The organism is Ralstonia soli (assembly GCF_023955655.1).
Classification (GTDB): Bacteria; Pseudomonadota; Gammaproteobacteria; order Burkholderiales; family Burkholderiaceae; genus Ralstonia; species Ralstonia soli.
This window is the reverse complement of the sequence record NZ_JAMXHT010000001.1, coordinates 347,019-373,652: the sequence shown is the minus strand read 5'-3', so window position 1 is coordinate 373,652 and position 26,634 is coordinate 347,019. Positions and strand designations below refer to the sequence as shown.

Genomic DNA, 26,634 nt, shown 5'->3' with positions numbered 1-26,634 from the left:
TCACCCCCCAATCAATTGACTATCTTTGGCCACATCAAAAAACTTAGAAACAAGTGCAGCTCTTTCAGTACCACCTTGCCTCTCCCCCAAGACTCGAATTATTACCCTGGAGAGATTCATGAGAATAAGAGTTTCAAACGCATACCCAAGAAACTCGCCGAACTTCGTTTCTGCGAATAGAGAAGAATTCCCCTTGCTAAAACTCAGAGAGTACGCCATAGCGTATTCCCGAAACTTCCTCTCAACATCGTCCTCAACCAAACCGAGCAAATAAACCGAAGACAAATAAGAATCTAGAGAGGGAATAGAAGATATCTTATAGTCAAAATCCTCAAGCACAATTTTATCGGGAAGACTCAAGATAGCCTTATAAATCAACATGGAGTCATCAACCTCCAAGTGACCGCCTTTTTTGTGCACATGTAAAGCGACGGCTCTAGCAAAGGCACGCAAAGAGGCTTCGGCCGCGCTGGCAATCCCTCCCAGAAAGGCCGAGGCTTTCCTCACCGGCAACATCATCCAAAAAGCCGCACGGTGATCCAGAATTTTCAACACAGGAGACTCGTAGGCTTCGTGGTTCGTCTCATACTCGGCGAGTTTGTCTAGAAGGAACCGTTCGAGGTTGCGCGTCCCCGTAAGACTGTAGCCATAGGTATAAAGACCACTAACGTCAAATATTTTCTTGTTCTTCTCCGATTCTTCGCGAATCAGGATTGTGGGCTTCGGCGAAGTTGAAAGGCGCAGCCCCAGTTCAAACATCACGTTTGGATTTGCCATCTCCCCCGATAGATCACAGATTACGATATCGGCCGCCGCAATATCCTCAATAATATTATCGAGTATCAGAAGCGAATTTCCGGACCTCGAAACCGAATACTCGCTACTCAGTCCTCTAGCCGTTTCAATGGGGTACTTTATGTAATCATTAAAAAAACTGGTGAGAGATGCCTCATCTCGTGTGTTCGCCGAAACGAACGGCATGATCACAAAAATCTTTTTTTTGGTCACTCGCCCTCCCTAGTAACAATTGACCACCTCAAACTAAGCGCCCGTGGAACTTCGGTCTTTCGGCCGATACCGTTAATTCCGACAATTTCAATAGCCCCTTTCGGGAATCACCACAGCAACTATTAGCTCGTTCGCAAGCCGGCGATACGGGCCAGCATCTCATTGCGAGCGACATGCTCCTCTCTGACCACTTCGCTCCAGCACGGCAACTTCCGCGACTATCTCTTTCATTGCCGCTTCCGCATTTTTTGTATGGGCCTCGCTCTATTTTTGGGTGGCCAGATACCTCCGAAAATAGCCAGCAGTGGCCGCATCAGCGAAATGGACGTAGCACCCCTTCATGCCGCGCGACAGCAGTACACGGTATGTGTTTTTTACCAGCCGCGTGAAATCACCCTTTGATTTCTTTACCGTTGCGTCGAACGACTTCGTCCTATCACCCACCCAGGTGTTGCTGGCAGCATCAAATCGCAAGTCCTCGCCAAAAATGACGCCGACATAGTCGAACTCAAAGCCTTGCGCGGTATAGACGCAGCCCACCTGATTGATGCCTGTCGGGTGATGCGCCCAAAGAGTGGACTTTGGAATCCCTTTAGCAAGCCTGCCGGCGTCAGGCTTCGCATTCCACGGCCGTTGAAACGACCCGAGGGTGACATCGTCTACAAGCGTCCCGTCTTGATTCGGCGCTGACCACGGCCAACAGAAGCCGGCGACCAAGCGCGCGGTGTGGCCGTCGGAGACCTTCGCTTTGATAAGCGCTTCCAATTCGTCCGGAGAAGGCACCACGCGGAAGTCGAAGCCATGTTCACGCGTCCAATGGAACGCCTCACCTGGCTCGATGTCGAGCAGAGTATTGGTCCAGTTAATGAAGGAGTCTGATCCGTTGCAGCGAAACTGAGCCTCTAGCTCGACCTCATGGACAACACATTCATAGTGCTGTGCGTACTCCTTGATATAGGCGGCGGAGCCAATCTCTCCCGGACGGACAACCTGATGATCGTCAATCAGAAACACGCACACTCGGGCGGCCCGAATTAATTCCTCCACCTGCTTCAAGCCGGACTTTTTGTCGGCAGGGGTGAATCGATTACTGCTCACATCTCGAATGCGGTGAGCTTCGTCGGTGACAAGCACGGAAACGGAGTCTTGCTCAACGGCTACGTAGCCGTTCGTATACGTGAACAGCTCCTGGCCACGCGGGCCAATAACCTTGCGTAGCGTTTCGGTGAAAGCCTTGGAGCCCGTAACGTAGTGCGTGGAGTAGTGCTCGGCTAGCAAACGTCCAACGAGATTGATTGCGAGCACCGACTTGCCTGTGCCAGGGCCACCCTTAACGATGACAACATGTTTGCGACGGTCATGCACGCCGCGCCGAGCTGCAGCCATAACCGTGTCGAAAGCGACAAGTTGCTCATCTAGCAGCGTGTACTCAGGTCGGTCCTGAATAGCGGATGCCACGTGCTCCATGAGCTTCTTGCTGGCTCGAAACCGGTTCTCCTCAACACGGCGAAGAACTTCCAGGCCATCACCGTGGCCAACGAGGTTTCGAACAAACACTACAAACGCGTCCACATCGTCTGCCGTGAACACCGGTGCCTCGGCGCGCGCTTCAGCAAACTTATCGGCGAGAACAGCGTCGTGCTCGCTCGAAATGTAGTTATGAAGATAGGCGCATGCGGCCACCCTGACCGGGTTGGAGTCCGCATAGCAAGCTTCGTGGTTGTCACGAAGGAACATCGCGTATCGGGCAACTTGAACGGATGGGTGCAATACATCTCGCTTGCAACCAGCGAGGAATGTGGTGACCTCATGATCGCCAGCAGACTCCTCAGTCTCGGTCCACTGTTTCAGCTCGATAGCAACGGCAGTCGGGACACCATCGGCTCCGTACCCGCACAGCAAACAATCGACCCGTTTGGACGTCATGGGTAGCTGGAACTCCAGCATGACGCCCTGATTAGTCAAACCAGCGCGAGAGAAAATCATCGCCAAGGTTCGAAGCGAATTCCGCCAGGATTGCAGCTCACCCTGCCCTGGTTCTGCGCCACGAACGTCTTTGAAATTCTGGCGAAGCTTCTCAGCGATTTGATTGCGCTCGCAGTCCTCGATAAACGATTTACAGTGGTCTGCGTACAGTCTCATCTTCTTCGTATTCTGAGTACTTTCTCGCGTCACCCCGCACCTTCTCCGCCGGATACTTTGCTCGATTGATATCCATCTTTTCCTGAACGGCTTGGAAGAGATCGACATCGAGCTTGTCGGCAAGACTGAGCAGATACACCAAGACATCCGCCATCTCGTGACGAACAGCGGTCATCCGAGCGTCCCCAAGCTCGGCGCGGTCCCCCGACACCAGCCACTGAAAAGGCTCGAGTAGCTCGCTCGCCTCAACGCTGAGTGCGGTTGCGAGATTCTTCGGTGTATGGAACTTCTCCCAATCTCGTTCTCGAACAAATTCGCGGACAAGATCTCGAAGTACGACTAGGTCACTTCGGTCTGTTGGCTTGGTCATTTCGACGCTTTCCCCGAAAGCATTAAGAGCAACCGCCAGCGCCTTGGTGCGTGACCCCTAGCGAAAACCGCCTACATCAAGCGATGCTTGAGTATCAGGAACCCACAAGGCGTCGACAGAGGGCGTGAAGCCGTTGTTGAAGAAGACTGTTGATGATTGTGACGCCAGGAATCTAGGAGTGCAATTAGCCCCTCGGAGGGGCTAGTAGAAAATCATCGAGGCCACATGGCAAGACGAGAACCGCAAATGGTTTGCGAGGGCCGTCACAAAATAAAAAACGCCGGAAGGTTAATCTTCCGGCGTTTTGTCTGGGGCTGATGGTGTTAATCAAACATCAATATTCCGCGCCACCAACGCATTGCTCTCAATGAAGTTCCGGCGCGGTTCCACGTCATCGCCCATCAGCGTCGTAAAGATCTGGTCCGCCGCAATGGCGTCTTCAATCTGCACGCGCAGCAGGCGGCGCTGGGTGACGTCCATGGTGGTTTCCCACAACTGCTCGGGGTTCATTTCGCCCAGGCCCTTGTAGCGCTGGCGGCTCACGCCGCGCTCGGCTTCGGCCAGCAGCCACGTCATGGCGGCGTGGAAGTCGGCCACGGGCTGCTCGCGCATCTTGTCGCCGGTGCCGCGGCGCACCTTGGCACCTTCGCCAATCAGGCCTTGGAAGGTCGCGGCGGTGCTGGATAGCGCTGCGTAGTCGGCGCCGGCCACGAAGTCGGCGTCGATGTGGCTGAGGCGCTGGTTGCCGTGCTGGCGGCGGACGACCATCACGCGGTACTTCTCGCTCTTCTCGTCGTATTGCATGAAGGCGTCTGCCGTGGCGCCGCCGTTGGCGTTGCTGGCGTTGCCTTGCATTTCCAGCAGGCGGGCCTTGAGGGCGCGGGCGCTGGCTTCTGCGGCGGCTTCGTTGCTGAGGTCCAGGGCCACGCCTTCGGCAATGGCGCGCAGGGCGTCGGCGTCAATCACGCGCGACAGGCGCTCGATCACGCCGCGGCTGAGCTGGTACTGGCGGGCGAGTTCGGCCAGGGCGTCGCCGGCAATCTCGGTGCCGTCGGCACGCACCAGCGCGGCGGTGTCCAGCGCCTGGCGCACGAGGTAGGCGGCCATCTCGACGTCGTCTTTGATGTAGCGCTCTTCCTTGCCGTGCTTGATCTTGTAGAGCGGCGGCTGGGCGATGTACACGTGGCCGCGCTCGATGATCTCGGGCATCTGGCGGTAGAAGAACGTGAGCAGCAGCGTGCGGATGTGCGAGCCGTCCACGTCCGCATCGGTCATGATGATGATGCGGTGGTAGCGCAGCTTGTCGAGGTTGTAGTCGTCCTTGCCAATGCCGGTGCCCATGGCGGTGATGAGCGTGAGCACTTCCTGGCTGGAGAGCATCTTGTCAAAGCGCGCGCGCTCCACGTTCAGGATCTTGCCCTTGAGCGGCAAGATCGCCTGGAACTTACGGTCGCGCCCCTGCTTGGCAGAGCCGCCTGCGGAGTCACCCTCGACGATGAAGAGTTCAGACAGCGCCGGGTCTTTCTCCTGGCAGTCGGCCAGCTTGCCGGGCAGGCCCATGCCGTCGAGCACGCCCTTGCGGCGCGTCATCTCGCGGGCCTTGCGGGCGGCTTCACGCGCGCGGGCAGCTTCGACGATCTTGCCGCAGATGATCTTGGCATCGACCGGCGTTTCCAGCAGGAAGTCGGTCAGCGCCTTGGCCACCACTTCTTCCACCGGCAGGCGCACTTCCGAAGACACGAGCTTGTCCTTGGTCTGCGAGCTGAACTTTGGCTCCGGCACCTTCACCGACAGCACGCAGGTCAGGCCTTCGCGCATGTCGTCACCCGAGGTGTCGACCTTGGCTTTTTTGGCGATCTCGTTGTCGGTGATGTACTTGTTGATGACGCGTGTCATCGCAGCGCGCAGGCCCGTGAGGTGGGTGCCGCCGTCGCGCTGCGGGATGTTGTTGGTGAAGCAGAGCACCTGCTCGTTGTAGGCGTCGTTCCACTGCATCGACACTTCCACGGCCACGCCGTCTTTTTCGCCCGCGGCAAAGAAGATGGTCGGGTGCAGCACGGTCTTGTTCTTGTTGATGTACTCAACAAAGCCCTTCACGCCGCCCGAGAAGGCGAAGTCTTCTTCCTTGCCGGTGCGCTGGTCGGTCAGCTTGATGTGCACGCCGTTGTTCAGGAACGAGAGCTCGCGGATGCGCTTGGAGAGGATCTCGTAGTGGTACTCGACGTTGGTGAAGATCGTTTCGTCGGCCAGGAAGTGCACCTCGGTGCCGCGCTTGTCGGTCGTGCCCGTCACGTGCAGCGGCGAGACCTCCACCATGGTGCCGTCCGGTGCTTGCACCGTTTCGATCAGGCGGTTTTGTGGAATGCCCTGCGCAAACTCGATGTGGTGCACCTTGCCGCCCTGGCGGACAGTCACCTTCATCCACTTCGACAAGCCGTTCACGCACGACACACCCACGCCGTGCAGGCCGCCCGACACCTTGTAGCTGTTCTGGTTGAACTTGCCACCGGCGTGCAGCTCGGTCATGGCGATTTCGGTCGCACTGCGCTTGGGCTCGTGCTTGTCGTCAAACTTGATGCCGGTCGGGATGCCGCGGCCGTTATCGATCACGGAGATGGAGTTGTCCGTGTGGATGGTGACCTGGATCTCGGTGCAATGCCCGGCCAGCGCTTCGTCGATGGAGTTGTCGAGCACCTCGAACACGAGGTGGTGCAGGCCGGTGCCATCCGACGTGTCGCCGATGTACATGCCCGGCCGCTTGCGTACCGCCTCCAGGCCTTCCAGGATCTGGATCGAGGCGGCGTCGTAGCTGTTGGCCTCGGCGGGGGTGGATTGCGGTTTCTGCTCTTCGGTCATGTCGTTCTGCTCGCTGCCATGGGCACGGAAATGGTCGCTTCAGTGCACACAGCGGGGTTGCTTAAAAACGGCGAAGGGGCGGATCGTTCCGATCCAGCCCCTCGTCTTGCTCTCGATGGTTTGTTCGAGCGGCTTTGGGAAAAGCCTCGTCAAATGCGCATCGGCATGACGACGTACTTGAAGGTGTCGTCGTCGGGCAGGGTGATAAGCGCGCTCGAGTTGGAGTCGCCCAGGCTCACCTGCACCTTTTCGGCCTTGAGGTTGGCCAGCACGTCCAGCAGGTAGGTGACGTTGAAGCCGATATCCAGCGCGTCGCCCTGGTAGTCGATTTCGAGTTCTTCCTGCGCTTCTTCCTGGTCAGCGTTGGTGGAGCTGATCTTGAGGACGTTGGTGTCGAGCATGCAGCGCACGCCCTTGAACTTGTCGGTGGTCAGGATGGCCGTACGTTGCAGTGCGCTTTGCAGGAACGTGCGGTCGATCGTGAAGCTGTTGCGGTAACCCTTCGGGATGACGCGCTGGAAATCCGGGAACTTGCCTTCGACCAGCTTGGAGATCAGCTCGATATTGCCGAAGGTGAACTTGACCTGGTTCGAGGCCAGTTGCACCGAGACGGGATCATCCACGTCTTCCAGCAGGCGTTGCAGTTCGAGAATCGTCTTGCGCGGGATGATGACTTCGTGGCGGCCGCCGGCGCCTGCCGGTTGCTCACCCGTTTCCACGCCGCAGTAAGCCAGGCGGTGGCCGTCGGTAGCGACGGCCATGACTTGCTTGCCATCCACCACCAGCAGCATGCCGTTGAGGTAGTAGCGGATGTCCTGCTGGGCCATCGCGAAATGCACCATCGCCAGCAGGTGCTTGAGCGTCTTCTGCGGCACGGTGATGCGGGCACCGAAATCGGTTGCCTCAGCGACGGTCGGGAACTCTTCGGCGGCCAGCGTCTGCAGCGCAAAGCGGCTCTTGCCGGATTGCACCGTCATGCGCTTGTCGTTGAGCGTGAGGGCGACTTCGCCGTCGGGCATCGCGCGCAGGATGTCGACCAGCTTGCGGGCGGCCACGGTGGTGGCGATGTCGCCGGCGCCGGCGCCGCAATCGGCGTGCGTGGTGATCTGGATTTCGATGTCGGTGGACAGGAAGGAAACCCGTTCACCCTTCTTGGTGATCAGCAGATTGGCCAGGATGGGCAGCGTGTGACGGCGTTCCACGATGCCGCTCACGATTTGCAGCGGACGCAGCAGGTTGTCTCGCGAGGTTTTGACCAATTGCATGAAGGCGATCCTTGCAGTTTGAGGTGACACCGCGCGCGCCCCAGCATGGCCTATGTGGGCCTGTGCCTGCAGGAGCATTTGCGATTGACCCCAAAGTCGTTGTAAATCAAGGGGTTAATCACAAATTATACCGCAAAGAAGGGGGCGCTGGATAGCGTCGCGCGCGCGGCAAATATAGCTATTGTGCATGAAAAGACGCCCGCATTCGAGCGGGCGTCCGTGGAGTGTGGATTCAGGGCGAATGGCGTTGCCATGCGCTCTGCGGTCACCCCTTGAGCGTCTGCTCCAGCACGTGCAGCTCGTGGTTGAGCTGAGCGTCCTTGCTGCGCTCGTCGGCGATCTTGCGCACCGCGTGCAGCACGGTCGTGTGGTCGCGTCCACCGAAGAGCTCGCCAATCTCTGGCAGGCTCTTCTGCGTCAGTTCCTTGGCCAGATACATGGCGATCTGGCGCGGGCGCGCGATGTTGGCCGGCCGCTTCTTGGAGTACATGTCCGCGACCTTGATGTTGTAGAAATCCGCGCAGGTCTTCTGGATGTTCTCCACCGAGATCTGGCGGTTCTGCACGGTCAGCAGGTCCTTCAGCGCCTCGCGCGTGACCTCGATCGTGATCTCTTTGCCATGGAAGTTCGAGTACGCCAGGATTTTGCGCAGCGCGCCCTCCAGCTCACGCACGTTCGAGCGCAGGTGCTTGGCCACGAAGAAGGCGACCTCTTCCGGCACGGACACATTCTCGGCCTGCGCCTTCTTCATCAGAATCGCGACGCGCATTTCCAGCTCGGGCGGCTCGATGGCCACCGTCAGGCCGGAATCGAAGCGCGAGATCAGGCGGTCATCAATGCCGGTGATCTCCTTCGGATACGTATCGCTGGTGATGATCACCTGCGCGCGGTTGGCGATCAGTGCCTCGAACGCGTAGAAGAATTCTTCCTGCGTGCGGTTTTTGCCCGAGAAGAACTGGATGTCATCGATCAGCAGCAGATCGAGCGAGTGGTAGTAGCGCTTGAAGTCGTCGAACGCCTTGCGCTGGTAAGCCTTCACTACGTCGGAAACGTACTGCTCTGCGTGGATGTAGCGAATGCGGGCGCGTGGGTTCTCCATCAGCATGAAGTTGCCGATGGCGTGGATCAGGTGCGTCTTGCCGAGGCCCACGCCGCCGTACAGGTACAGCGGGTTGTACGACTTGCCCGGGTTGTTGGCGACCTGGATGGCCGCGGCGCGCGCCAGCTGGTTGGCCTTACCGGTGACGAAGTTGTCGAACGTGAGGATCTGGTTCAGGCGCGAGCGCTCGTGCACGGAGTCGTCCACGGGTGCCTGCGGCGGCGCAGTCAGTGTCGCCACCACGGCGGGCGCCTGCGGCGGCATGCGGTACGACTGCGCGCTGACCTCGGCGGCGTCCATGACCGGCACGTCGATGTCGGCAGCCCCATGGCTGGCCGCGGCGAGCGCGGTTTCGCGGTACATCGCGGGCGCGGGGCGCGTGACGGCGCTGTCATGCGTGACGCTCGCGGCAGACGGCATCGCCTGCCTCGGCTGCATCGATTGCGGCGCCGTTGGCTGCATCGGCACGGGCGCGAGCGCGGGCTGCAGGGCGGCCTGGCGCTGGCCGGCGGTCGGGTCGAGCACGAACTGCACGTCGACCTGCATCTCCCAGTAGTCGCACGCGAGCGACTGGATGCGGCCCGAGAACTGGCTCTTGACCCAGTCGAGCTTGAAACGGTTGGGCGCGGCAATCCGCAGCGTGCACGCCTGCTCGTCAAACGACAGCGGCGTCAGCGGCTTGATCCACGTCTTGAATTGTTGCGGCGTCAGCTCACCCTCAAGCTGAGCCGATGCCGCATGCCAGAAATCCTGCATCGTTATCGTTAGGTGGTTGACCGGCGCCACACGCGTCGCAAGCGACGTCCCCGGGTGGGCCGGCCGCCGGGTCCCTGGCGCGGGCCAGAAACCGGGTGGCTTTCGTTATTGGAACGGGATTGTACCCTCGACCGAAAGTTATCCACAAAGGATAAGTCTGTGGATAACCTGTGGACCTGCTGTGAGTACCGGTGGACAACTGATTTTGCCGGGTTGCCACAAACCCAATAACCATCAGGCTTTGCGCAAAGCACACCAAGCCGCACAAGGCACTGGGGACAACTCATCGCCGAGTGGATTACACGCGTCGGACGCACGTTATCCCCAGTCGAGCGGACTTGACAGATGCGACAAATCCCGTTTAAATGCCGGGTTCTGCGATGCGCGGCAGGGGAGCGCACGCTTGTTCGTGTCAGACGCGGGACGGGGTCCAACTCGTCGCGCCTGATCCGGCTTAGGCCCGATGTCTTCGGTGCCCGATGTTCCGGTGACACCCTAGACCTGAACAACACAGCGCACGGCGGTCTGCGTGGGCGATTTCTCCTACTGAATCGACACCAGGCCGCGGGGGCGACCCCATGGGACAACCCTAGGCCCGGCGCGTGCGGCATCCCCGCACCACCCATTAACAAGAGAGTGCATCATGAAGCGTACCTATCAACCTTCCGTTACCCGTCGCAAGCGCACCCACGGTTTCCGTGTCCGCATGAAGACCCGTGGTGGCCGTGCCGTGCTGAACGCACGCCGCGCCAAGGGCCGTAAGCGCCTGGCCATCTAAGACTTGCCACGCCAGGGTGGCGGCTCGCGGCCGTTGCCCATGGCTTTCGCCGCAGTCTCGCACTACGGCAGGCAATGGGCCCGCACGCCTACCCCAAAGCCGCAAGGCTGACAAAAACGGATGAGTTCTCATCCGTTTTTGCTTTGCGGCCAGTCCGGCGTAGTCGTCACTTCGTGCTGTATGTGCGCGCCAACGGACACCCCCAGGCGCGCCTGGGCGTTGTGATCGGCAAGAAATTTGCCAAGCGCGCTGTCGAACGCAATCTCATCAAGCGTCAGTGCCGCGAGCTGTTCCGCCTCCGGCAGCCCGCCCTGGGCGGCCGCGACGTGCTGATTCGTCTGCACGCCAAGTTTCCGCGCCAGGACGTGCCTACCGTGGCGGCCTTCAAGCGCATCTGCCACGAAGAGCTGTCTCACCTGTTTGAAGTTGCCACGCGGTCACTGCCTACACCGCCGGTTGCGGCATCCCCTGCACCTGCTGCGGGGAGCGCACCATGACACGCGTGCTGCTGCTCCTGCTGCGCTTCTACAAAGTGGCGTTCAGCCCCTTCGTGGGTGCGCAATGCCGTTTCCTGCCGACCTGCTCCGACTACGCACGCGACGCCGTGCTCACCCACGGGCCCGGTGTCGGCAGTTATCTTGCGGCAAAACGTCTATGCCGCTGCCATCCGTTCGCACAAGGCGGGTATGATCCTGTGCCGCCCGCCGCTGGCGACGCTGCGCCCCGCTCCACCGATCCCACATCGACCGACGCGACCGCAGCTGACGCACAGGCTGCGCGGCCGTCGATTCACCTTCCCAGACCGTAATCCGACATGGATATCAAACGCACCATTCTCTGGGTGATCTTCTCGCTGGCGGTTGTCCTGCTGTTCGACAACTGGCAACGCGCGAATGGCCACCAGTCGATGTTCTTCCCGACGCCGCAGACGGCCACCACCGCCAGCAGCGCACCGGGCAGCACGCCCGCAGGCGATGTGCCGAAGAGCGCCGCAGCCGCAGCACCGGGGTCGCAAGCCGCCCCGGCCACGGGCGTTCCCTCGACCAATGCGCAGGCACCGGCTTCGGAAAAGATCGTCATCTCGACCGATGTGATGCGCGCCACCATCGACACCGACGGCGCCATCGTCACCAAGCTGGAATTGCTCGACCAGAAGGACCACGACGGCAACCCGATGGTGCTGTTCGACCGCAGCATGGAGCGCACCTACCTGGCACGCTCGGGCATCATCGGCGGCGATTTCCCGAACCACACGACGGCGTTTGCGGCATCGGCCGGCCCGCGTGACCTGGGCACGGGCAACGACGTCTCCATCACGCTGACCGCCGACAAGGGCGGCGCGAAGCTCGCCAAGACCTACGTCTTCAAGCGCGGCAGCTACGTGATCGACACGCGTTTCGACGTGACCAACGACGGTACCGCGCCGATCAACCCGACGCTGTACCTGGAACTGGCCCGTGATGGCGGCGCGATCGAGCAATCGCGCTTCTACAGCACGTTCACCGGCCCGGCCGTGTATACCGACGGCGACAAGTTCCACAAGATCACCTTCGCGGACATCGACAAGGGCAAGGCACAGGTGCCGGCGCCGACCGACAGCGGCTGGGTGGCGATGGTGCAGCACTACTTCGCCTCGGCGTGGATTCCGGCGGCCAACGTCAAGCGCGAGTACTACGTCAACCGCGTGGACACCAACTTCTACCGCATCGGTATCCAGGAGCCGCTGGGCACCATCGCGCCGGGCGCGAGCGTGTCGACCACGGCACGCCTGTTCGCAGGCCCGCAGCAAGCGCGCATGCTCGAGGCCATCACCCCGGGCCTGGACCTGGTGAAGGACTATGGCTGGCTGACCATCGTCGCCAAGCCTCTGTTCTGGCTGCTGGAGAAGATCCACGCGCTGCTGGGCAACTGGGGCTGGTCGATCGTGGCACTCACGGTGCTGATCAAGCTGGTGTTCTTCCCGCTGTCGGCCACGAGCTACCGTTCGATGGCCAAGATGAAGGACCTGCAGCCGCGCATGACGGCCATCCGCGAGCGCCACAAGGGCGATCCGCAGAAGATGAACCAGGAGATGATGACGCTGTACCGCACCGAGAAGGTCAATCCGCTCGGCGGCTGCCTGCCGATCGTGATCCAGATTCCGGTGTTCATGGCGCTGTACTGGGCGCTGCTGTCGTCGGTGGAAATGCGCGGCGCGCCGTGGATCGGCTGGGTGCACGATCTGTCGGCACCGGACCCGTTCTACATCCTGCCGGTGCTGATGGCCGTGTCGATGTTCGTGCAGACCAAGCTGAACCCGACCCCGCCGGACCCGGTGCAGGCCAAGGTGATGATGTTCATGCCGATCGCGTTCTCGGTGATGTTCTTCTTCTTTCCGGCCGGCCTGGTGCTTTACTGGGTGGTCAACAACGTGCTGTCGATCGCGCAGCAGTGGTCCATCAACCGCATGCTGGGCACCAACAAGAAGGCCGTGGCCGCCAAGTAAGGCGAACGCGCTTCAGCAAAAAGGGCACCCGAGGGTGCCCTTTTTTCATGCGTAACGCAGGCCCTTCAGGCGGGCGCGTGACAGACCGCCTCGATGTTGTGGCCATCCGGATCGCGCACAAAGGCGCCGTAGTAATTCGGGTGATAGTGTGCGCGCAAGCCGGGTGCGCCGTTGTCGGTGCCGCCTGCGGCCATCGCCGCCGCGTAGAACGCCTGCACCTCGGCACGCGACTCGACGCGAAACGCCACGTGCAGCGGCGGCTTGTTCGGCGTCTGCCCGGCCATTGCGGCCGAAATCCAGAACTCCGCCTTGCCCGGTGGCCCGAAGCCGGCCACGTCGGTGTGGCCCGTGACAGCCGCGGGAAACTCCAGCACCTTGACGAGGCCAATGGCACCCAGCGCCTGCTCGTAGAACCGCTTGCCGGCTTCGAAGTCGCTGACGACAACGCCCGTGTGATCGATCAATTGATGCTCCCTGATTGGAAACTGGCGCGCAACGGCGCGGCTGCCGCACAATACCGCCCATGACCGCAGCTGACCACCCCACGACCTTGCCAAACGCTTCCGACGCATCGCGCCCGTCCATCCGCACCATCCCCATTGCGGCAATTGCCACAGCCCCCGGGCGAGGCGGCATCGGCGTGGTGCGCGTGTCCGGGCCCGACGTGCGCGCGGTCATGCAGGCCGTGTGCGGGCGAGTGCTGACACCTCGCCAAGCGACCTATCTGCCCTTCCTCGACGCTGACGGAAACGCCATCGATCGCGGCATCGCGCTGTGGTTTCCGGCGCCGCATTCGTACACGGGTGAAGACGTGCTGGAGTTGCAGGGCCACGGTGGCCCCGTCGTGATGCAGCTGCTGCTGCAGCGCTGCCTGGCGGCCGGCCGCGACATCGGCTTACGCGTGGCGGAGCCCGGCGAGTTCACGCGCCGCGCCTTCCTCAACGACAAGATGGACCTGGCACAGGCCGAGGCTGTCGCCGACCTGATCGAAGCCAGCACCGAGGCGGCTGCGCGCTCGGCGGCGCGCTCGCTTGATGGTGCGTTCTCGCACGCGGTACATGCGCTGGTCGAACGCGTGATCCATCTGCGCATGCTGGTGGAAGCAACGCTGGATTTTCCTGAAGAGGAAATCGACTTCCTCGAAGCCTCTGACGCGCGCGGCCAGCTTGCCGGCATCCGCGCCGCGCTGGACGGTGTACTGGCACAGGCGCGCCAAGGTGCGCTGCTACGTGAGGGCCTGCATGTGGTGCTGGCCGGGCAGCCAAACGTCGGCAAGTCGTCGCTGCTCAATGCACTGGCCGGTGCGGAACTGGCCATCGTCACGCCCATCGCGGGCACCACGCGCGACAAGGTGCAGCAAACCATCCAGATCGAAGGTATCCCGCTGAACATCGTCGACACGGCCGGCCTGCGCGACACGGAAGACGAAGTCGAGCGCATCGGCATCGAACGCACCTGGGCCGCTATCGCGCGCGCGGACGTCGTGCTGCACTTGCTGGACGCGGCGGACTATCGCGCCAACGGCCTGTCCGCCGAAGACGCCGCCATCGACGTGCGCATCGCCGCGCACGTACCGACTGGCGTGCCGACGCTGCGCGTCATCAACAAGATCGACCTTTCCGGCGCAGCCGTGCCGGGCCGCGTGGATGCCGAACCACCGGAGGTGTGGCTCTCGGCGCGCAACGGTATCGGCATCGAACTGCTGCGCGCGGCATTGCTGGAGATTGCCGGCTGGCAGGGCGGCGGAGAGGGCCTGTACCTGGCGCGCGAACGTCACCTTGCAGCGCTGCGCACGGCGCGCGAGCATCTCGCCACGGCGGCGGATCATGCCGATCAGCAGGCGCAGTCGCTCGACCTGTTTGCCGAAGAGCTGCGGCTCGCGCAGGAGGCGCTGAACAGCATCACGGGGGCGTTTTCGAGTGACGACTTGTTAGGCGTCATCTTCAGCCGGTTCTGTATCGGAAAGTAGCGGCATCGCGCGCCTGGCGCTGCGCAAGCGCACAAGACGAGGCGCGCGTTCAGTCTCCGCCCCAGCGCCAGCGCGGCGGCTCGCCCTTCCACCAGCAAATCAGGACCAGCAGCGCCGTGATGCCCAGCACGTAGAGCGCAAAGCTCGACTGTGACCGGCCTGGATGCAGCCCGACGACGCCCGCTGCCAATAACAACGCATAGATGGCCAGGACCACCCAACCCTGCCAGCGCGAGGGCAGGCCCCACCCCCAGCCGTAACGCTTGGCGGGGAACCAGTAATCGTTGGAATCAGCCGGCATCATCGACTCGGGAGGCGGGTTCAGGGGATGACCGCCAATGGTCTCCCAAGCCCAATCGACAAGGCAAACGCCAACAGCCAGCCGGTCATTCACCGCTGGCGGAGGTCGTTTGCAACAGAGAGGGCGCACGCAGGCGCGCCGAAGCACGCGGAGAACGGCCTCAGGCCATCAACCGCATCTTGCGAGCTTCTGTATCGAGGAGTGGAGCATTGGCCGAATCCGGAAAGGGCTTCCGGGATGCGCACAAGGCGCGACGGACCAAGCTCGGCGGAATGGAGGTCGGTTGACTTCACACCGCCAGCGGCAGCACCCGATTGGTGCTACCGAAACAACCGCGCGATCTTAGTAGAGCTTCTTCGGCAGCATTTGCGAACGCAGGCGTTTACGCGTGCGCGACACAGCTGCAGCCTTCTTGCGCTTGCGCTCGGTCGTCGGCTTTTCGTAAGCGGTGCGGGCGCGCAGTTCCTTGATCAGGCCGGTACGCTCGATTTCACGGCGGAAGCGGCGCAGCGCGACTTCAACCGGTTCGTTTTCTTTCAGACGGACAGTGGTCATCGTATCCCTTACTCAGTATTCGGGTGGACGGCGAAACAGCGGATTATATACCGCCCAGAGGGCGTGCAGTGTAGTTGAATCTGTTTACCGATGCAAGGACGCCACCGATTGTGGCGGGAAGGCCATTTTCTGCCGCATTTTTTCGCAATCGCGTGGCCTCGATACTACGCCATGACAGCCAAGGGTCATGAGGAACGCGGCTTGCTAGCGGCGGGCATATCTCGAGACTTCTGCCGTGGACCGCGCCCCAGCTCCTGCACCGGCCTCTGCTGCCACGTGCTCCTCCACTTCCGCTGATGCACTGCCCGAGCGGCTGCGCTACGTGGACGACACGCGCCCCGGCTACACCCGCCGCCGGTTGCGCGGACACTTCGTCTATTTTGATACGCGCGGGGAGCGCATCCGCGATCCGGCCGTGGTGGCACGCATCAACAAGCTGGCGATCCCGCCGGCTTATACCGACGTCTGGATCTGCCCGCATGCAGGCGGTCATCTGCAGGCCACCGGGCGCGATGCGCGTGGGCGCAAGCAATACCGCTATCACGCCGACTGGCGCGCCTTTCGCGATGCCGACAAGTACGGCCGGCTGCTGGCATTCGGGGAGTCGCTGCCGCGCGTGCGCGAGGCGATCACCGCGCATCTGGCGGCACCTGGGCTGACGCGCGAGAAGATGCTGGCCACGGTGGTCTACCTGCTCGACGTCACGCTCGTGCGTGTGGGCAACGCGGCCTATGCGCGCGAGAACCGCTCGTACGGGCTCACGACGCTGCGCAACCGCCACGTGGAAGTGCGCGGCAACACGGTGCGTTTTCACTTTCGGGGCAAGAGCGGCGTCGAGCACGATGTGTCGGTATCGGACCCGCGCCTGGCCCGCATCATCCGGCGCTGCGTCGATCTGCCGGGGCAAGAGCTGTTCCAGTACATCGACGAGACGGGTGAGCGCCATGCTGTCGATTCAGCCGATGTGAATGCCTACTTGCAGACCCTGAGCGGGGCGGATTTCACAGCCAAGGATTACCGCACGTGGGCAGGCAGCGTGCTGGCGCTCGCCCTGCTGCGCGAACGCACGCCGGAGAACGCCACCGACGCCCGCCGACAGGTGGTAGAGGTGATCGCCGCCGTTGCGCAGCGCCTGGGGAATACGCCGGCCGTCTGCCGCAAGTGTTACGTGCATCCGGCCGTGGTGGACGCCTTCCTGGCGGGCGAGCTGAACGCGCTGCCGCCCGCCCGTGCCCGCAAAGGCCTGCGGCGCGAGGAGGCGGCCCTGCTGCGCTTTCTGGAGGGCGCCAGCCACCGTGCTACGGACGAAAAAAAGCCCGCCTGAACGGGCGGGCTTTCGAGCCAACAACCGCGCACCTTACTTCGATGGCTGCGGCGTCATGTCAGGCGCAGCGGGTGCAACGCCGGGCGCGGCCGTCGGCTGCGCCTGTTGTGCCGCCACGGTGGTGCTGTGCTCCTGCAGGCCGCCGCCCAGCGCCGTGTACAGATCGATGGCGTTGGTCAGGCGGGCCAAGCGCGTTTGCACCAGGGCCTGGTCGGCGCTGAACAGGTCGCGCTGCGCATCGAGCACGTCGAGGAAGCTCGACACGCCGTTGCGGTAGCGCTGATCCGACAGCGTCAGCCGATCGGCCGTGGCATCGCGGAAGCGCTTCTGCGCGGCCACCTGTTCTTCCAGCGTACCGCGCGCCACGAGGGCGTCGGACACTTCGCGGAAGGCCGTCTGGATCGTCTTCTCGTAGTTGGCGACCGCGATCTTCTGGTTGGTCTTGGTCAGGTCCAGGTTGAAGACGTTGGTGCCCCAGTTGAAGATCGGCAGCGTCAGGTTCGGCACGAACGACCACAGCATCGTCCCGCTCTTGAACAGATCATGCAGCGCCGGGCTGGCGGTGCCGGCAGTGGACGTCAGCCCGATGCTCGGGAAGAACGCCGCACGCGCCACGCCAATGTTGGCGTTGCGAGCGATCAGTTGCTGCTCGGCCTGGCGGATGTCGGGGCGTTGCTCCAGCAGCTCCGACGGCAAACCGGGCGGGATGTCCGCCACGATCTTCTCCGACGACACCGTGGTCGGTGCCGGCAGGTCGGCCGGCAGCGGTGCGCCCACCAGCAGCACCAGGGCGTTGGTCGCCTGGGCGTACTGGCGCGTGAGCTGCGCCACCGACACGCGGACCGACTCGACCAGCGTCTCAGTCTGGCGCAGGTCCAGCGCCGACGAGGCACCCACGTCAAAGCGCTGCTTGGCGAGCTTGTAGTAGTCCTCGCGGCCCTTCAGCGTCTGCTGGGCCAGCGCGAGCTGCTCGGCATACGCCTGCTCGTTCAGGTACGCCTTGGCCACCTGCGAGATCAGGCTGATCTGCGCGGCACGCCGGCCTTCGTCGGTTGCCAGGTAGCTGGCGCGCGCCGATTGCGTGACATCGCCCACGCTGAACAGGTTGACCTGGTAGTTGCTGATGCCCACGCCAAGCTGGTACTGCTTGGTGTGGATATCCTGCCCGGTCTGCGAGATCGACTGCGGCGTCAGGCTGCGCGTGTACACCGCAGATGCGTTGACCGGCGGCAGCAGGTCGGCGATCTGCAGGCGGTACTGCGCACGGGCGGCCTCGACGTTGAGCATGGCCACGCGCAGGTCGCGGTTGTTCTCGAGCGCCAGGCCGATCAGCTTCTGCAGGCGTGCATCGGGGAAGAACTCGCGCCAGCCGAGGTCGACCGCACGCGGGGCGTTCTCGCCGGGCTTGGCGCTGTCGGCCGGCACGGCATAGCCGGCCGGCGCCTGCGGGTAGGTGCTCGTGACCGGAGCCTCCGGGCGCTCATAGGTCGGCGCCAGCGAGCAGCCGGACAGCACGCCGGCGGCCAGCAGGAGCGCCGGCAACAGCGCGGGCGCGCGTGTCGACAAAGAGAAGGTCATCATTTTCTGCATGTTCAGATTTCCTCGTCCAGCGGACGGTGCGCGGCATCCAGGCGGCGTTGACGCTCGCTGCCCTTGAAGAGGCGGCGGACCACCACGAAGAACACCGGCACCAGCACCACGGCCAGCACCGTCGCGGTGATCATCCCGCCCATCACGCCGGTACCGATGGCGCGCTGGCTGGCGGAGCTTGCCCCCGAGGCGATCGCCAGCGGCAGCACGCCCAGGATGAAGGCGAACGACGTCATGATGATCGGGCGGAACCGCAGGTGCACGGCTTCTAGCGTCGCTTCGATCAGGCCCTTGCCTTGTGCCTGCAAGTCCTTCGCGAATTCAATGATCAGAATTGCGTTCTTGGCGGACAAACCCACCACCGCAATCAGGCCGACCTTGAAGTACACGTCGTCCGGCATGCCGCGCAGCGTCACGCCCAGCAGTGCGCCGAGCACACCCAGCGGCACCACCAGAATCACCGCCGCCGGGATCGACCAGCTTTCGTACAGCGCCGCCAGCACCAGGAACACCGCCAGCAGCGACAGCGCATACAGCGCCGGCGCCTGCGAGCCGGAGGACTTTTCCTGCAGCGACTGGCCCGTCCACTCGTAGCCGATACCGGCTGGCAGCTTGCTCGCCAGACGTTCCATCTCGGCCATGGCATCGCCCGAGCTGGCACCCGGGGCAGCACTGCCCGACAGGCGGATGGCCGGATAGCCGTTGTAGCGCACCAGCTGCACCGGGCCGACGATCCAGTGGCCCTTCGCGAACGTCGACATCGGCACCATGTTGCCCTGCCCGTTGCGCACGTACAGGTTCATGATGTCTTCGGGCTGCATGCGGTTGATCTTGTCCGCTTGCACGATCACGCGTTGCTGACGGCCGTAGTTCGGGAAGTCGTTCGCGTACGCCGAACCCAGCGCCGTCGACAGCACGGCGTTGATGTCGGAGAACGACACGCCCAGCGCGTTGGCCTTCTCGCGGTCGATATCGACCTGGTACTGCGGCGAGTCTTCCAGGCCTTCCGGGCGCATGCCCGTGATGACCTTGCTCTTCGCGGCCATCCCCAGCAGTTGATTGCGCGCCGCCATCAGGGCGTCATGCCCCAGGCCGCCACGGTCTTGCAGGCGGAAGGTGAAGCCGGTCGCGTTGCCCAGCTCCGGGATCGGCGGCGGGCTCAGCGGGAACACGATCGCATCGCGGATGCCGCCGAACAACGCGCCAAAGGCACGACCGACCACGGCATCGGCAGACTGATCCTTGCCGCGCTCCTTCCAGTCCTTGAGCGTGGTGAACACCAGGCCGGCGTTCGGGCCGTTACCCGAGAAGCTGAAGCCCTGCACGGCGACCATGTTTTCGACGGCCTTCTCGTGCTTGTAGTAGTTCTCGACCTGCTTGATCACCTCCAGCGTGCGGTTGGCCGATGCGGCCGGCGGCAACTGGATGTTGGTGATGATGTAGCCCTGGTCTTCGGTCGGCAGGAACGAAGACGGCAGGCGCAGGAACAGGAACACCACCGCGGCAATCAGCGCACCGTAGATGACCATGTAGCGGAAGGTCTTCTTCAGGATGCGCTCCACGAAGCTCTGGTAGCGGTTCGTGGTGCTCGAGAACATGCGGTTGAACCAGCCGAAGAAGCCCTTCTTCTCGTGGTGCGAACCCTTCTCGATCGGCTTGAGCAGCGTCGCGCACAGTGCAGGCGTGAGCGTCAGCGCCATGAGGGCCGAGAAGAAGATCGACGACACCATCGACAGCGAGAACTGGCGATAGATCGCGCCCACCGAGCCCGCGAAGAACGCCATCGGGATGAACACCGCCATCAGCACCAGCGTGATACCGATGATGGCGCCCGTGATCTGGCCCATGGCCTTGCGGGTCGCTTCACGCGGGGGCAGCCCCTCTTCGGCCATGATCCGCTCGACGTTTTCCACCACCACGATGGCATCGTCAACCAGGATACCGATCGCCAGCACCAACCCGAACATGGTCAGCACGTTGATCGAGAAGCCCAGCACATTCATGGTGGCGAACGCGCCCAGCAGCGAGATCGGCACCACGATCGACGGCACCAGCGTGTAGCGGATGTTCTGCAGGAACAGCAGCATCACCAGGAACACCAGCACCATGGCCTCGAACAGCGTCTTGACCACTTCCTCGATCGAGATCTGGACGAACTTGGAGGTGTCGTACGGCACCTTGTATTCCACGCCCGCCGGGAAGTACTTCGAGAGCTCTTCGAGCTTGGCCTTCACGGCCTTGGCGGTACCCAGCGCGTTACCGGTGGGCGAGAGCTGCACACCAATGGCGGAGATCGGCTGGCCATTGATGCGGGCCGACGTCGAGTAGGTCTGGCCACCCAGTTCCAGGCGCGCCACGTCCTTCACGCGCACCTGCGAACCGTCCGGCTTGGACACCAGCACGATGTTGCCGAACTGCTCGGTGGTCGTGAGCTGGCCTTCCACCACGACAGTCGCCGCGATCGGCTGGTCGGAGGTCGAGGGCAGATCGCCGATCGTACCGGCCGAAACCAGCGAGTTCTGTGCGCGGATCGCGTTGTAGACGTCGCTCGGGGTCAGCTTGTAGCCGACGAGCTTGGCCGGGTCGATCCAGATGCGCATCGCGCGTTCCGTACCGAACAGGATGGCCTGGCCGACACCGGGTATGCGCTTGATTTCGTTGAGGACGTTGCGCGAGATGTAGTCACCCAGCGCCACCGGATCCATCTTGCCGTCGGTGGAGCTGAGCGTGGCGAACAGCAGGAAGTTCGAGCGGGCCTTGTCGACCTGCACGCCCTGCTGCGTCACGGCCGACGGCAGGCGTGCTTCCACGCGCTTGAGGCGGTTCTGCACGTCCACCTGCGCCAGCGCCGGGTCGGTGCCGGCCTTGAACGTCACGGTGATCTGCGCCTGGCCGTTACCGCCCTGGCTGACCGACTCCATGTAGAGCAGGCCGTCCGCGCCGTTCATTTCCTGCTCGATGATGCTGGTGACGGATTCGTCCAGCGTCTTCGCGCTCGCACCCGGATACGTGGCCGTGATGATGACAGCCGGCGGCGCAATGGTCGGGTACTGCGAGATCGGCAACTGGGTGATCGAAATCGCCCCGCCGATGATGATGAACAGCGCGAGCACCCAGGCAAAGACTGGGCGATCGATAAAAAACTTTGCCATGCGATGGCTCCTTGTTTACTGCTTGGCTGCCGGTGCGCTGGCAGCGGGAGTGCTTGCTGCAGGGGCGCTGGCCGCCGGCGCTGCGCCGGCACCACCTTGTGCTGCCTTGTCTTGGCCCGACGCCGCACCCGGCTGCCACGGCACGGCCTTGACCGGTCCGCCGGGGTGGACCTTCTGCAAGCCGTCGACGATGACCTTGTCGCCAGCCTTCAGGCCGCTCGATACGATCCACTCGGTGCCGACCGAACGATCGGCCTTGACTGGGCGGACGGCGGCCTGGCCCTTCTCGTCGACCACCATGACCGAAGCGCCGTCCGGGCTGCGCGTCACGGCCTGTTGCGGCACCGTGATGGCTTGCTCGTCCACGGCCTGCTCCAGGCGGGCTCGCACATACATGCCCGGCAGCAGGGTGCGCTCGGGGTTCGGGACAATCGCGCGCAGCGTGATCGTGCCCGTGGCCGGGTCCACCGTCAGGTCCGAGAAGTACAGCTTGCCGGTTTGTGCGTAGGCACGGCCGTCTTCAGTGACGAGCGTCACCTTGGCGGCATCGCCACCGGCCTTGGCCAGCTTGCCGGCCTTGAGCGCTTCCTGCAGGCGCATCACTTCGGTGCTCGACTGCGTGAAGGTCAGGTAGATCGGGTCGATCTGCTGCACGGTGGTCAGCAGCGTGGCCTCACCCTGGCCGACCAGCGCGCCTTCGGTGATCTGCGCCAGGCCGGCACGGCCCGAGATCGGCGAGGTCACGCTGGCATAGCCCAGGTTGAGCTTGGCGGTCTCCACGGCGGCGCGCGCAGCGGCTACATCGGCGCTGGCTTGCTTGGCGGCGGCGGTCGCGTCGTCAAAGTCCTGCTTGCTGATGGCATTGGTCGCCACCAGTGGCTTGTAGCGGTCGGCCTTGATCTGCGCCTGGGCCTGCGTGGCTTCCGAGCGCGCCAGTTGCGCCTTCGCGCTGTCGAGCGATGCCTTGTACTGCGCCGGATCGATCTGGAAGAGCTGCTGGCCGGCCTTGACGTCGCTGCCTTCCGCGTAGGTGCGCTTGAGCACGATGCCCGCGACCCGCGCACGCACCTGCGCCACACGCGTGGCTTCGAGGCGGCCCGGCAGTTCGCTGGTCAGGCCAACGGCGTGCGGCTGCACGGTCACAACGCCGACTTCGGTCGGAGGCATGCCGGCGCCGCCCGGCCCTTGTGCCTGCTTGTTGCCGCAGGCTGCAAGTGCCACCACCACGAATGCGGCGGCAGCGAGTTGGTGATAACGGCGGGTGTTCGTCATAGATGACCCCATGTGGCGATAAGCGGATGCCGGCGGATACCAGATACCAAGCAGCGCAAACGAGTGCGGCGCCGGCAAACCGTCAGCGAAACCAAAAAACACAAAAACGAAAACGTCCGATGCTAGCCGTATCTGACGGCATGCGATATGGCCTGTGCGACGAACTCGCAACAACTGGGGCCAGAATGCAAAGAAGCGGGAGCGATCGGCAATCGATCTCCGAACCTCGGGAGGGCCGACGACACGGCGTCGGATCCTAAGCGCTGCCCAGCCACAATGTGGCGCATACGACGATGGGCAAGCGACGGAGTGCGCGCTATTATAGATACGTTCGCGTATGTATGTAAGTCGCGCCGCAGAGGAATATGGGTTCCGTTGACACTTTTCCGGAATTCATTGCCATGGCGGCAATTACGCGAAGATGCAGCGTATACCGCGCTGCGACAAGCATTGTCAGCCAGCGAACCTGTCGCCGCGTTGTGTGAAGCGCAATGGTGCGTTGCCTGGATTTGTGCGTCGCACAAAAGCCAATCGAAAGAACGCCGGTGGGCAAGGGTCCGCCGCCGGCGTTCCTCTGGAACATCATGGTTAGACGAACCAAGGAAGAAGCCCTCGAAACACGCAACCGCATCCTCGATGCGGCGGAAGACGTGTTCTATGCGCGCGGCGTGGCGCGCACATCCCTCTCGGATATCGCCCAGGCTGCGGGCGTGACGCGCGGCGCGATCTACTGGCACTTCCGCAACAAGACCGACGTGTTTTCCGCCATGTGCGAGCGCGTGAAGCTGCCGATGGAGACCATGTGTACGCCGCTGGGCGTGGAAGCCGACGACCCGGTGGGCGAACTGCGCACGGTGGGCAACTTCCTGCTGCGCCAACTAGTGGAAGACGCGCACTGGCGCAAGATCTTCGAGATCATGTTCAACAAGTGCGAGTTCGTGGAAGACACGAGCCCGATCCTCAAGCGCCAGCAGGAATCGTTCGAGGAAGGCATGGCGCGCCTGACCGGCATCATCGAGCAGGCGACGCGGCGCGGGCAGTTGCCGGCGGACCTTGACGTCCCGCTGGCCGTGTCGCACTTCCATGCCACGTTCAACGGCATCATGGGCGACTACCTGTTCTACCCGGATGCCTCCAGCCTCGCCGCCAACCGCGAGCGCCTGTTCGAGGCGTGCATCGACACCCTGAAGTATTCGCCCGCGCTGCGGCTTGCGCCGGCGGTGGCGGCAACCGGGGCATCCGCATGAGCACACCCGTGTTCGAGCAGGTCGTGTTTGCCGGCGGCGGCAACCGGTGCTGGTGGCAAGCCGGCTGGTGGGACGTCGTGCAGCCCGAGCTTGGCCTGGCGCCGCGCGTGATTGCCGGCATCTCGGCGGGCGCATCGACGGCGTGCATGCTGCATGCCTGGAATTCCGCCGAGCTGATGGACTACTACGGCGAAGCCCTGCGCCACAACACCCGCAACGCCCACTGGGGCAACCTGTTGCGCGGCGAGCGCGTGTTTCCGCACTACGGCATGTACCGCACGGCGCTGCTCACGGTGTTCGGTGAGGGCCGCTTCGGGCGGCTGGCGCAGGCGCCCGAGATCCGCATCGGCGTAGCGCATATCCCGCGCTGGATGGGCGCGCGCACGGCGGTGGCGGCCGGGCTGATTGCCTACAACATCGAAAAGCACGTCCGCAAGACGCTGCACCCGACGCTGGGCAAGCGCCTGGGTTTCACACCGGAGATCGTGCGTGCGCAGGATTGCGCCACGCCCGAAGACCTGGCCGATCTGCTGTTGCAATCGGCGTCCACACCGCCGTTCACGCCGGTGCTGCGGCGCGCGGGGCGGCCGGTGCTCGACGGCGGCATGGTCGACAACGTGCCGGTGTACGCGCTGGATGCCGCGCCCGGCGACGCGCTGGTGCTGGTCACGCGCCTGTACCCGCGACCGACGTATTTCCGTGTGGACGTGCCGGTGTCGGGCGGCGTACAGCGCCGCTTCTATGTGCAGCCCTCGCGCAAGGTGCCGATCTCGAGCTGGGACTACACCCGCCCGGACGCCATGCGCGACGCCTACGCGCTCGGCCGTCATGACGGCGAAACCTTCCTGCGCGAACTTCCACGCGGGTTCGCCACGGCGTTGGCTGCGTAGCCACCGCCCCATGGCAGGCGGCGGGCGCGCCGCTGGCCGCACATGGCTCGCCCGCCGGCGCGCCATCCCGGTCGTCCGGCCGATCTTGCTTCGACGGACACCCCATGCCCGCAAACCCCGCACATGCGTTTGACCTGATTGTGATCGGCGCAGGCTCGGCCGGACTCGCGGCTGCGGGCCGAGCCGCGCAACTGGGCGCGCGCACGCTGCTGATCGACCGTGCGCAGGTGGGCGGCACCTGCGTCAACCGCGGCTGCGCCCCGAAGACGCTGCTCGGCTACGGCGCAGCCTGGTCGCACACCGTGACGCGCTGCCTGCGCACAGCGTACGCCGCCGATGCCTGGGCCGACGCCATCGCGCGCACCCGCGCAGAAGTGACGCGGCTGCACGATACGCATTTCACGCAACTGGCCAATGCCGGCGTGCAGTGGCTCTGCGGCACAGCTTCGCTGCGCGGCCGGGGCATCGTCCGGGTGCAGACCGACGCCGGCAAGACCACCTTGCGCGCGCGCCAGATCGTGCTGGCCGCCGGCGCCCACCCCGTACCGCTTCCCGTGCCGGGCGCCGAACTGGCCTGCACCTCTGACGACGTGTTCGGCTGGGACACGCTGCCCGCGTCGCTCATCATCGTGGGCGGTGGGGTGATCGCCGTGGAGATGGCGTCGACGCTGGCGCGCTTTGGCGTGCGGGTGACCTTGCTGACGCGCGATGCGTGTGTGCTGCCCGAATTCGATGCCGCGTTATCGGAAGCCGCGACACAGGCGCTGGCCAGTTGCGGCGTCGACGTGATCCTGAACGCCGACATCGCGCGCGTGGAACACGATGCCGTGAACGGCGGCGGCGTGACCGTCTATGCGAGCACGCCGGGCAACGACATCCCCCGTGTGCTGCGCGCCCAGCACGTGTTGAGCGCAATCGGCCGCGCACCGAACACCGTAGGCCTGGGGCTGCACGCGGCCGGCGTGAAACTGGACGCGCGCGGGCACGTTGCCATCGACCGCCATTTCCGCACGCGCGCCCGGGGCGTGCATGCGGTGGGCGACATGTGTGGTGCGAGCCCGCGGCAACTGACGCCCGTCGCCGCCGCGCAGGGCCATTACGTGGCCGAACGCCTGTTCGGCAAAGGCATCAAGCTGCCCGACATGAGCGCCGTACCGATGGCGGTGTTTTGCGACCCGGCCATCGCCAGCGTGGGCCTGACCGAGGCCGACGCGCGCTCACGCCGACCCGATTTGGGCAAGCGCCCCCGACTCGAAACAGGCGACGACAAACGCGCCCCCGCCGACTGCATCGACGTGGTGGTCCGCCGCTTCGTCTCGCTGGAACAGCGCTTTGCCGGCACGGGCATGGAATCCTTGATCAAGCTGGTGTGCAACGCGCGCAGTGGGCGCGTGCTCGGCGCGCACATCGTCGACAACGCGGCGCCCGAGATCATCCAGGCGTTGGCCGTGGCGGTGCGCATGGGCGTGCGGCTCAAGCATCTGCGCACCACCGTCGGGTTGCACCCGACCGCAGCGCAGGCGTTGCTGAGCATATGAGCGCACTTGTTCAAATTTTCTGATTCCTGCCTGCAAA

Annotated in this window: 21 protein-coding genes; 9 read left to right on the top strand and 12 right to left on the bottom strand. The window is 63.5% G+C overall.

The window, feature by feature from the left end; translation table 11 throughout:
• From NG900_RS01660 to dnaA, 6 genes are all read right to left on the bottom strand, one after another.
• Positions 1 to 1,008, bottom strand: coding sequence for a hypothetical protein (locus tag NG900_RS01660; protein ID WP_252676035.1), 1,008 nt, complete (start codon positions 1,006 to 1,008; stop codon positions 1 to 3).
• A gap of 264 nt (positions 1,009 to 1,272) precedes the next feature.
• Positions 1,273 to 3,150: a DUF2075 domain-containing protein gene (locus NG900_RS01655; RefSeq protein WP_252676033.1), complete on the bottom strand. Its 1,878-nt coding sequence runs from the start codon at positions 3,148 to 3,150 to the stop codon at positions 1,273 to 1,275.
• On the bottom strand, positions 3,125 to 3,520 hold the full coding sequence (locus tag NG900_RS01650; protein ID WP_252676031.1) for a nucleotide pyrophosphohydrolase: 396 nt from the start codon (positions 3,518 to 3,520) through the stop codon (positions 3,125 to 3,127). The genes NG900_RS01655 and NG900_RS01650 overlap by 26 nt, the downstream gene beginning before the upstream one ends.
• A gap of 327 nt (positions 3,521 to 3,847) precedes the next feature.
• Positions 3,848 to 6,376: a DNA topoisomerase (ATP-hydrolyzing) subunit B gene (gyrB, locus tag NG900_RS01645; RefSeq protein WP_252676029.1), complete on the bottom strand. Its 2,529-nt coding sequence runs from the start codon at positions 6,374 to 6,376 to the stop codon at positions 3,848 to 3,850.
• Between the two features lie 149 nt (positions 6,377 to 6,525).
• Positions 6,526 to 7,641, bottom strand: coding sequence for a DNA polymerase III subunit beta (gene dnaN, locus NG900_RS01640; protein ID WP_104657444.1), 1,116 nt, complete (start codon positions 7,639 to 7,641; stop codon positions 6,526 to 6,528).
• 265 nt (positions 7,642 to 7,906) lie between these two features.
• Positions 7,907 to 9,496 (bottom strand): chromosomal replication initiator protein DnaA, encoded by a 1,590-nt coding sequence (gene dnaA, locus NG900_RS01635; protein ID WP_252676027.1) that lies wholly within the window; start codon positions 9,494 to 9,496, stop codon positions 7,907 to 7,909.
• 643 nt (positions 9,497 to 10,139) lie between these two features.
• On the opposite strand from dnaA, the gene rpmH reads away from it, so the two are divergent.
• The 4 genes from rpmH to yidC all read left to right on the top strand — a co-directional run bounded on the left by rpmH (position 10,140) and on the right by yidC (position 12,759).
• Positions 10,140 to 10,274: a 50S ribosomal protein L34 gene (gene rpmH, locus NG900_RS01630; protein ID WP_003262958.1), complete on the top strand. Its 135-nt coding sequence runs from the start codon at positions 10,140 to 10,142 to the stop codon at positions 10,272 to 10,274.
• Between the two features lie 74 nt (positions 10,275 to 10,348).
• A complete protein-coding gene (gene rnpA, locus NG900_RS01625) occupies positions 10,349 to 10,771 on the top strand; it encodes a ribonuclease P protein component (protein ID WP_252676025.1) in 423 nt (140 codons plus the stop codon).
• Entirely contained in the window at positions 10,768 to 11,082 is a 315-nt protein-coding gene (gene yidD / locus NG900_RS01620) for a membrane protein insertion efficiency factor YidD (protein ID WP_252676023.1), read from the top strand. Before rnpA ends, yidD begins: the two co-directional genes overlap by 4 nt.
• Before the next feature lie 6 nt (positions 11,083 to 11,088).
• Positions 11,089 to 12,759 (top strand): membrane protein insertase YidC, encoded by a 1,671-nt coding sequence (yidC, locus tag NG900_RS01615; protein ID WP_252676021.1) that lies wholly within the window; start codon positions 11,089 to 11,091, stop codon positions 12,757 to 12,759.
• Positions 12,760 to 12,824: 65 nt separating this feature from the next.
• Here yidC and NG900_RS01610 read toward each other — a convergent pair whose 3' ends face one another.
• Positions 12,825 to 13,223 (bottom strand): VOC family protein, encoded by a 399-nt coding sequence (locus tag NG900_RS01610; protein WP_252676018.1) that lies wholly within the window; start codon positions 13,221 to 13,223, stop codon positions 12,825 to 12,827.
• Between the two features lie 59 nt (positions 13,224 to 13,282).
• Here NG900_RS01610 and mnmE point away from each other — a divergent pair, with 59 nt between their 5' ends.
• Positions 13,283 to 14,728 (top strand): tRNA uridine-5-carboxymethylaminomethyl(34) synthesis GTPase MnmE, encoded by a 1,446-nt coding sequence (gene mnmE, locus NG900_RS01605; protein WP_252676016.1) that lies wholly within the window; start codon positions 13,283 to 13,285, stop codon positions 14,726 to 14,728.
• 49 nt (positions 14,729 to 14,777) lie between these two features.
• On the opposite strand, the gene NG900_RS01600 is transcribed toward mnmE, so the two are convergent.
• Together NG900_RS01600 and rpsU are read right to left on the bottom strand one after the other, a co-directional pair.
• Positions 14,778 to 15,029, bottom strand: a complete 252-nt coding sequence (locus NG900_RS01600) for a hypothetical protein (protein WP_252676893.1) — start codon at positions 15,027 to 15,029, stop codon at positions 14,778 to 14,780.
• Positions 15,030 to 15,371: 342 nt separating this feature from the next.
• A complete protein-coding gene (gene rpsU / locus NG900_RS01595) occupies positions 15,372 to 15,584 on the bottom strand; it encodes a 30S ribosomal protein S21 (protein ID WP_021196898.1) in 213 nt (70 codons plus the stop codon).
• Positions 15,585 to 15,819: 235 nt separating this feature from the next.
• Here rpsU and NG900_RS01590 point away from each other — a divergent pair, with 235 nt between their 5' ends.
• Entirely contained in the window at positions 15,820 to 16,908 is a 1,089-nt protein-coding gene (locus NG900_RS01590) for a DNA topoisomerase IB (RefSeq protein ID WP_252676015.1), read from the top strand.
• A 33-nt stretch (positions 16,909 to 16,941) separates the two neighbouring features.
• Here the strand turns inward: NG900_RS01590 and NG900_RS01585 are convergent, their stop codons facing one another.
• From NG900_RS01585 to NG900_RS01575, 3 genes are read right to left on the bottom strand one after another with little or no spacing between them, the layout of a single operon-like run.
• Positions 16,942 to 18,498, bottom strand: coding sequence for an efflux transporter outer membrane subunit (locus NG900_RS01585; protein WP_252676012.1), 1,557 nt, complete (start codon positions 18,496 to 18,498; stop codon positions 16,942 to 16,944).
• A gap of 2 nt (positions 18,499 to 18,500) precedes the next feature.
• Positions 18,501 to 21,650 carry an efflux RND transporter permease subunit gene (locus NG900_RS01580; RefSeq protein ID WP_252676011.1) on the bottom strand — a complete coding sequence of 1,050 codons (3,150 nt, stop codon included), beginning with the start codon at positions 21,648 to 21,650 and terminating at the stop codon, positions 18,501 to 18,503.
• 15 nt (positions 21,651 to 21,665) lie between these two features.
• Positions 21,666 to 22,922 carry an efflux RND transporter periplasmic adaptor subunit gene (locus NG900_RS01575; RefSeq protein ID WP_252676009.1) on the bottom strand — a complete coding sequence of 419 codons (1,257 nt, stop codon included), beginning with the start codon at positions 22,920 to 22,922 and terminating at the stop codon, positions 21,666 to 21,668.
• Between the two features lie 584 nt (positions 22,923 to 23,506).
• Between NG900_RS01575 and NG900_RS01570 the strand changes: the two genes are divergently transcribed.
• The 3 genes from NG900_RS01570 (at position 23,507) to NG900_RS01560 (ending at position 26,597) form a co-directional block, all read left to right on the top strand.
• Entirely contained in the window at positions 23,507 to 24,169 is a 663-nt protein-coding gene (locus NG900_RS01570) for a TetR family transcriptional regulator (RefSeq protein ID WP_252676006.1), read from the top strand.
• On the top strand, positions 24,166 to 25,059 hold the full coding sequence (locus tag NG900_RS01565) for a patatin-like phospholipase family protein (protein ID WP_252676003.1): 894 nt from the start codon (positions 24,166 to 24,168) through the stop codon (positions 25,057 to 25,059). Before NG900_RS01570 ends, NG900_RS01565 begins: the two co-directional genes overlap by 4 nt.
• Positions 25,060 to 25,163: 104 nt before the next feature.
• Positions 25,164 to 26,597 carry a dihydrolipoyl dehydrogenase family protein gene (locus NG900_RS01560; RefSeq protein WP_252676000.1) on the top strand — a complete coding sequence of 478 codons (1,434 nt, stop codon included), beginning with the start codon at positions 25,164 to 25,166 and terminating at the stop codon, positions 26,595 to 26,597.
• Positions 26,598 to 26,634: the final 37 nt, after the last annotated feature.

What these genes read in the sequence shown, in the direction of transcription:
- yidC (WP_252676021.1), top strand. Translation starts at nt 11,089, where the DNA reads ATGGATATCAAACGCACCATTCTCTGGGTGATCTTCTCGCTGGCGGTT.
- NG900_RS01580 (WP_252676011.1), bottom strand. Translation starts at nt 21,650, where the DNA reads ATGGCAAAGTTTTTTATCGATCGCCCAGTCTTTGCCTGGGTGCTCGCG.
- rpsU (WP_021196898.1), bottom strand. Translation starts at nt 15,584, where the DNA reads ATGACCACTGTCCGTCTGAAAGAAAACGAACCGGTTGAAGTCGCGCTG.
- mnmE (WP_252676016.1), top strand. Translation starts at nt 13,283, where the DNA reads ATGACCGCAGCTGACCACCCCACGACCTTGCCAAACGCTTCCGACGCA.
- NG900_RS01570 (WP_252676006.1), top strand. Translation starts at nt 23,507, where the DNA reads ATGGTTAGACGAACCAAGGAAGAAGCCCTCGAAACACGCAACCGCATC.
- yidD (WP_252676023.1), top strand. Translation starts at nt 10,768, where the DNA reads ATGACACGCGTGCTGCTGCTCCTGCTGCGCTTCTACAAAGTGGCGTTC.
- rnpA (WP_252676025.1), top strand. Translation starts at nt 10,349, where the DNA reads ATGGGCCCGCACGCCTACCCCAAAGCCGCAAGGCTGACAAAAACGGAT.
- gyrB (WP_252676029.1), bottom strand. Translation starts at nt 6,376, where the DNA reads ATGACCGAAGAGCAGAAACCGCAATCCACCCCCGCCGAGGCCAACAGC.
- NG900_RS01565 (WP_252676003.1), top strand. Translation starts at nt 24,166, where the DNA reads ATGAGCACACCCGTGTTCGAGCAGGTCGTGTTTGCCGGCGGCGGCAAC.
- dnaA (WP_252676027.1), bottom strand. Translation starts at nt 9,496, where the DNA reads ATGCAGGATTTCTGGCATGCGGCATCGGCTCAGCTTGAGGGTGAGCTG.
- NG900_RS01575 (WP_252676009.1), bottom strand. Translation starts at nt 22,922, where the DNA reads ATGACGAACACCCGCCGTTATCACCAACTCGCTGCCGCCGCATTCGTG.
- dnaN (WP_104657444.1), bottom strand. Translation starts at nt 7,641, where the DNA reads ATGCAATTGGTCAAAACCTCGCGAGACAACCTGCTGCGTCCGCTGCAA.
- NG900_RS01560 (WP_252676000.1), top strand. Translation starts at nt 25,164, where the DNA reads ATGCCCGCAAACCCCGCACATGCGTTTGACCTGATTGTGATCGGCGCA.
- NG900_RS01650 (WP_252676031.1), bottom strand. Translation starts at nt 3,520, where the DNA reads ATGACCAAGCCAACAGACCGAAGTGACCTAGTCGTACTTCGAGATCTT.
- NG900_RS01600 (WP_252676893.1), bottom strand. Translation starts at nt 15,029, where the DNA reads ATGCCGGCTGATTCCAACGATTACTGGTTCCCCGCCAAGCGTTACGGC.
- NG900_RS01585 (WP_252676012.1), bottom strand. Translation starts at nt 18,498, where the DNA reads ATGCAGAAAATGATGACCTTCTCTTTGTCGACACGCGCGCCCGCGCTG.
- rpmH (WP_003262958.1), top strand. Translation starts at nt 10,140, where the DNA reads ATGAAGCGTACCTATCAACCTTCCGTTACCCGTCGCAAGCGCACCCAC.
- NG900_RS01655 (WP_252676033.1), bottom strand. Translation starts at nt 3,150, where the DNA reads ATGAGACTGTACGCAGACCACTGTAAATCGTTTATCGAGGACTGCGAG.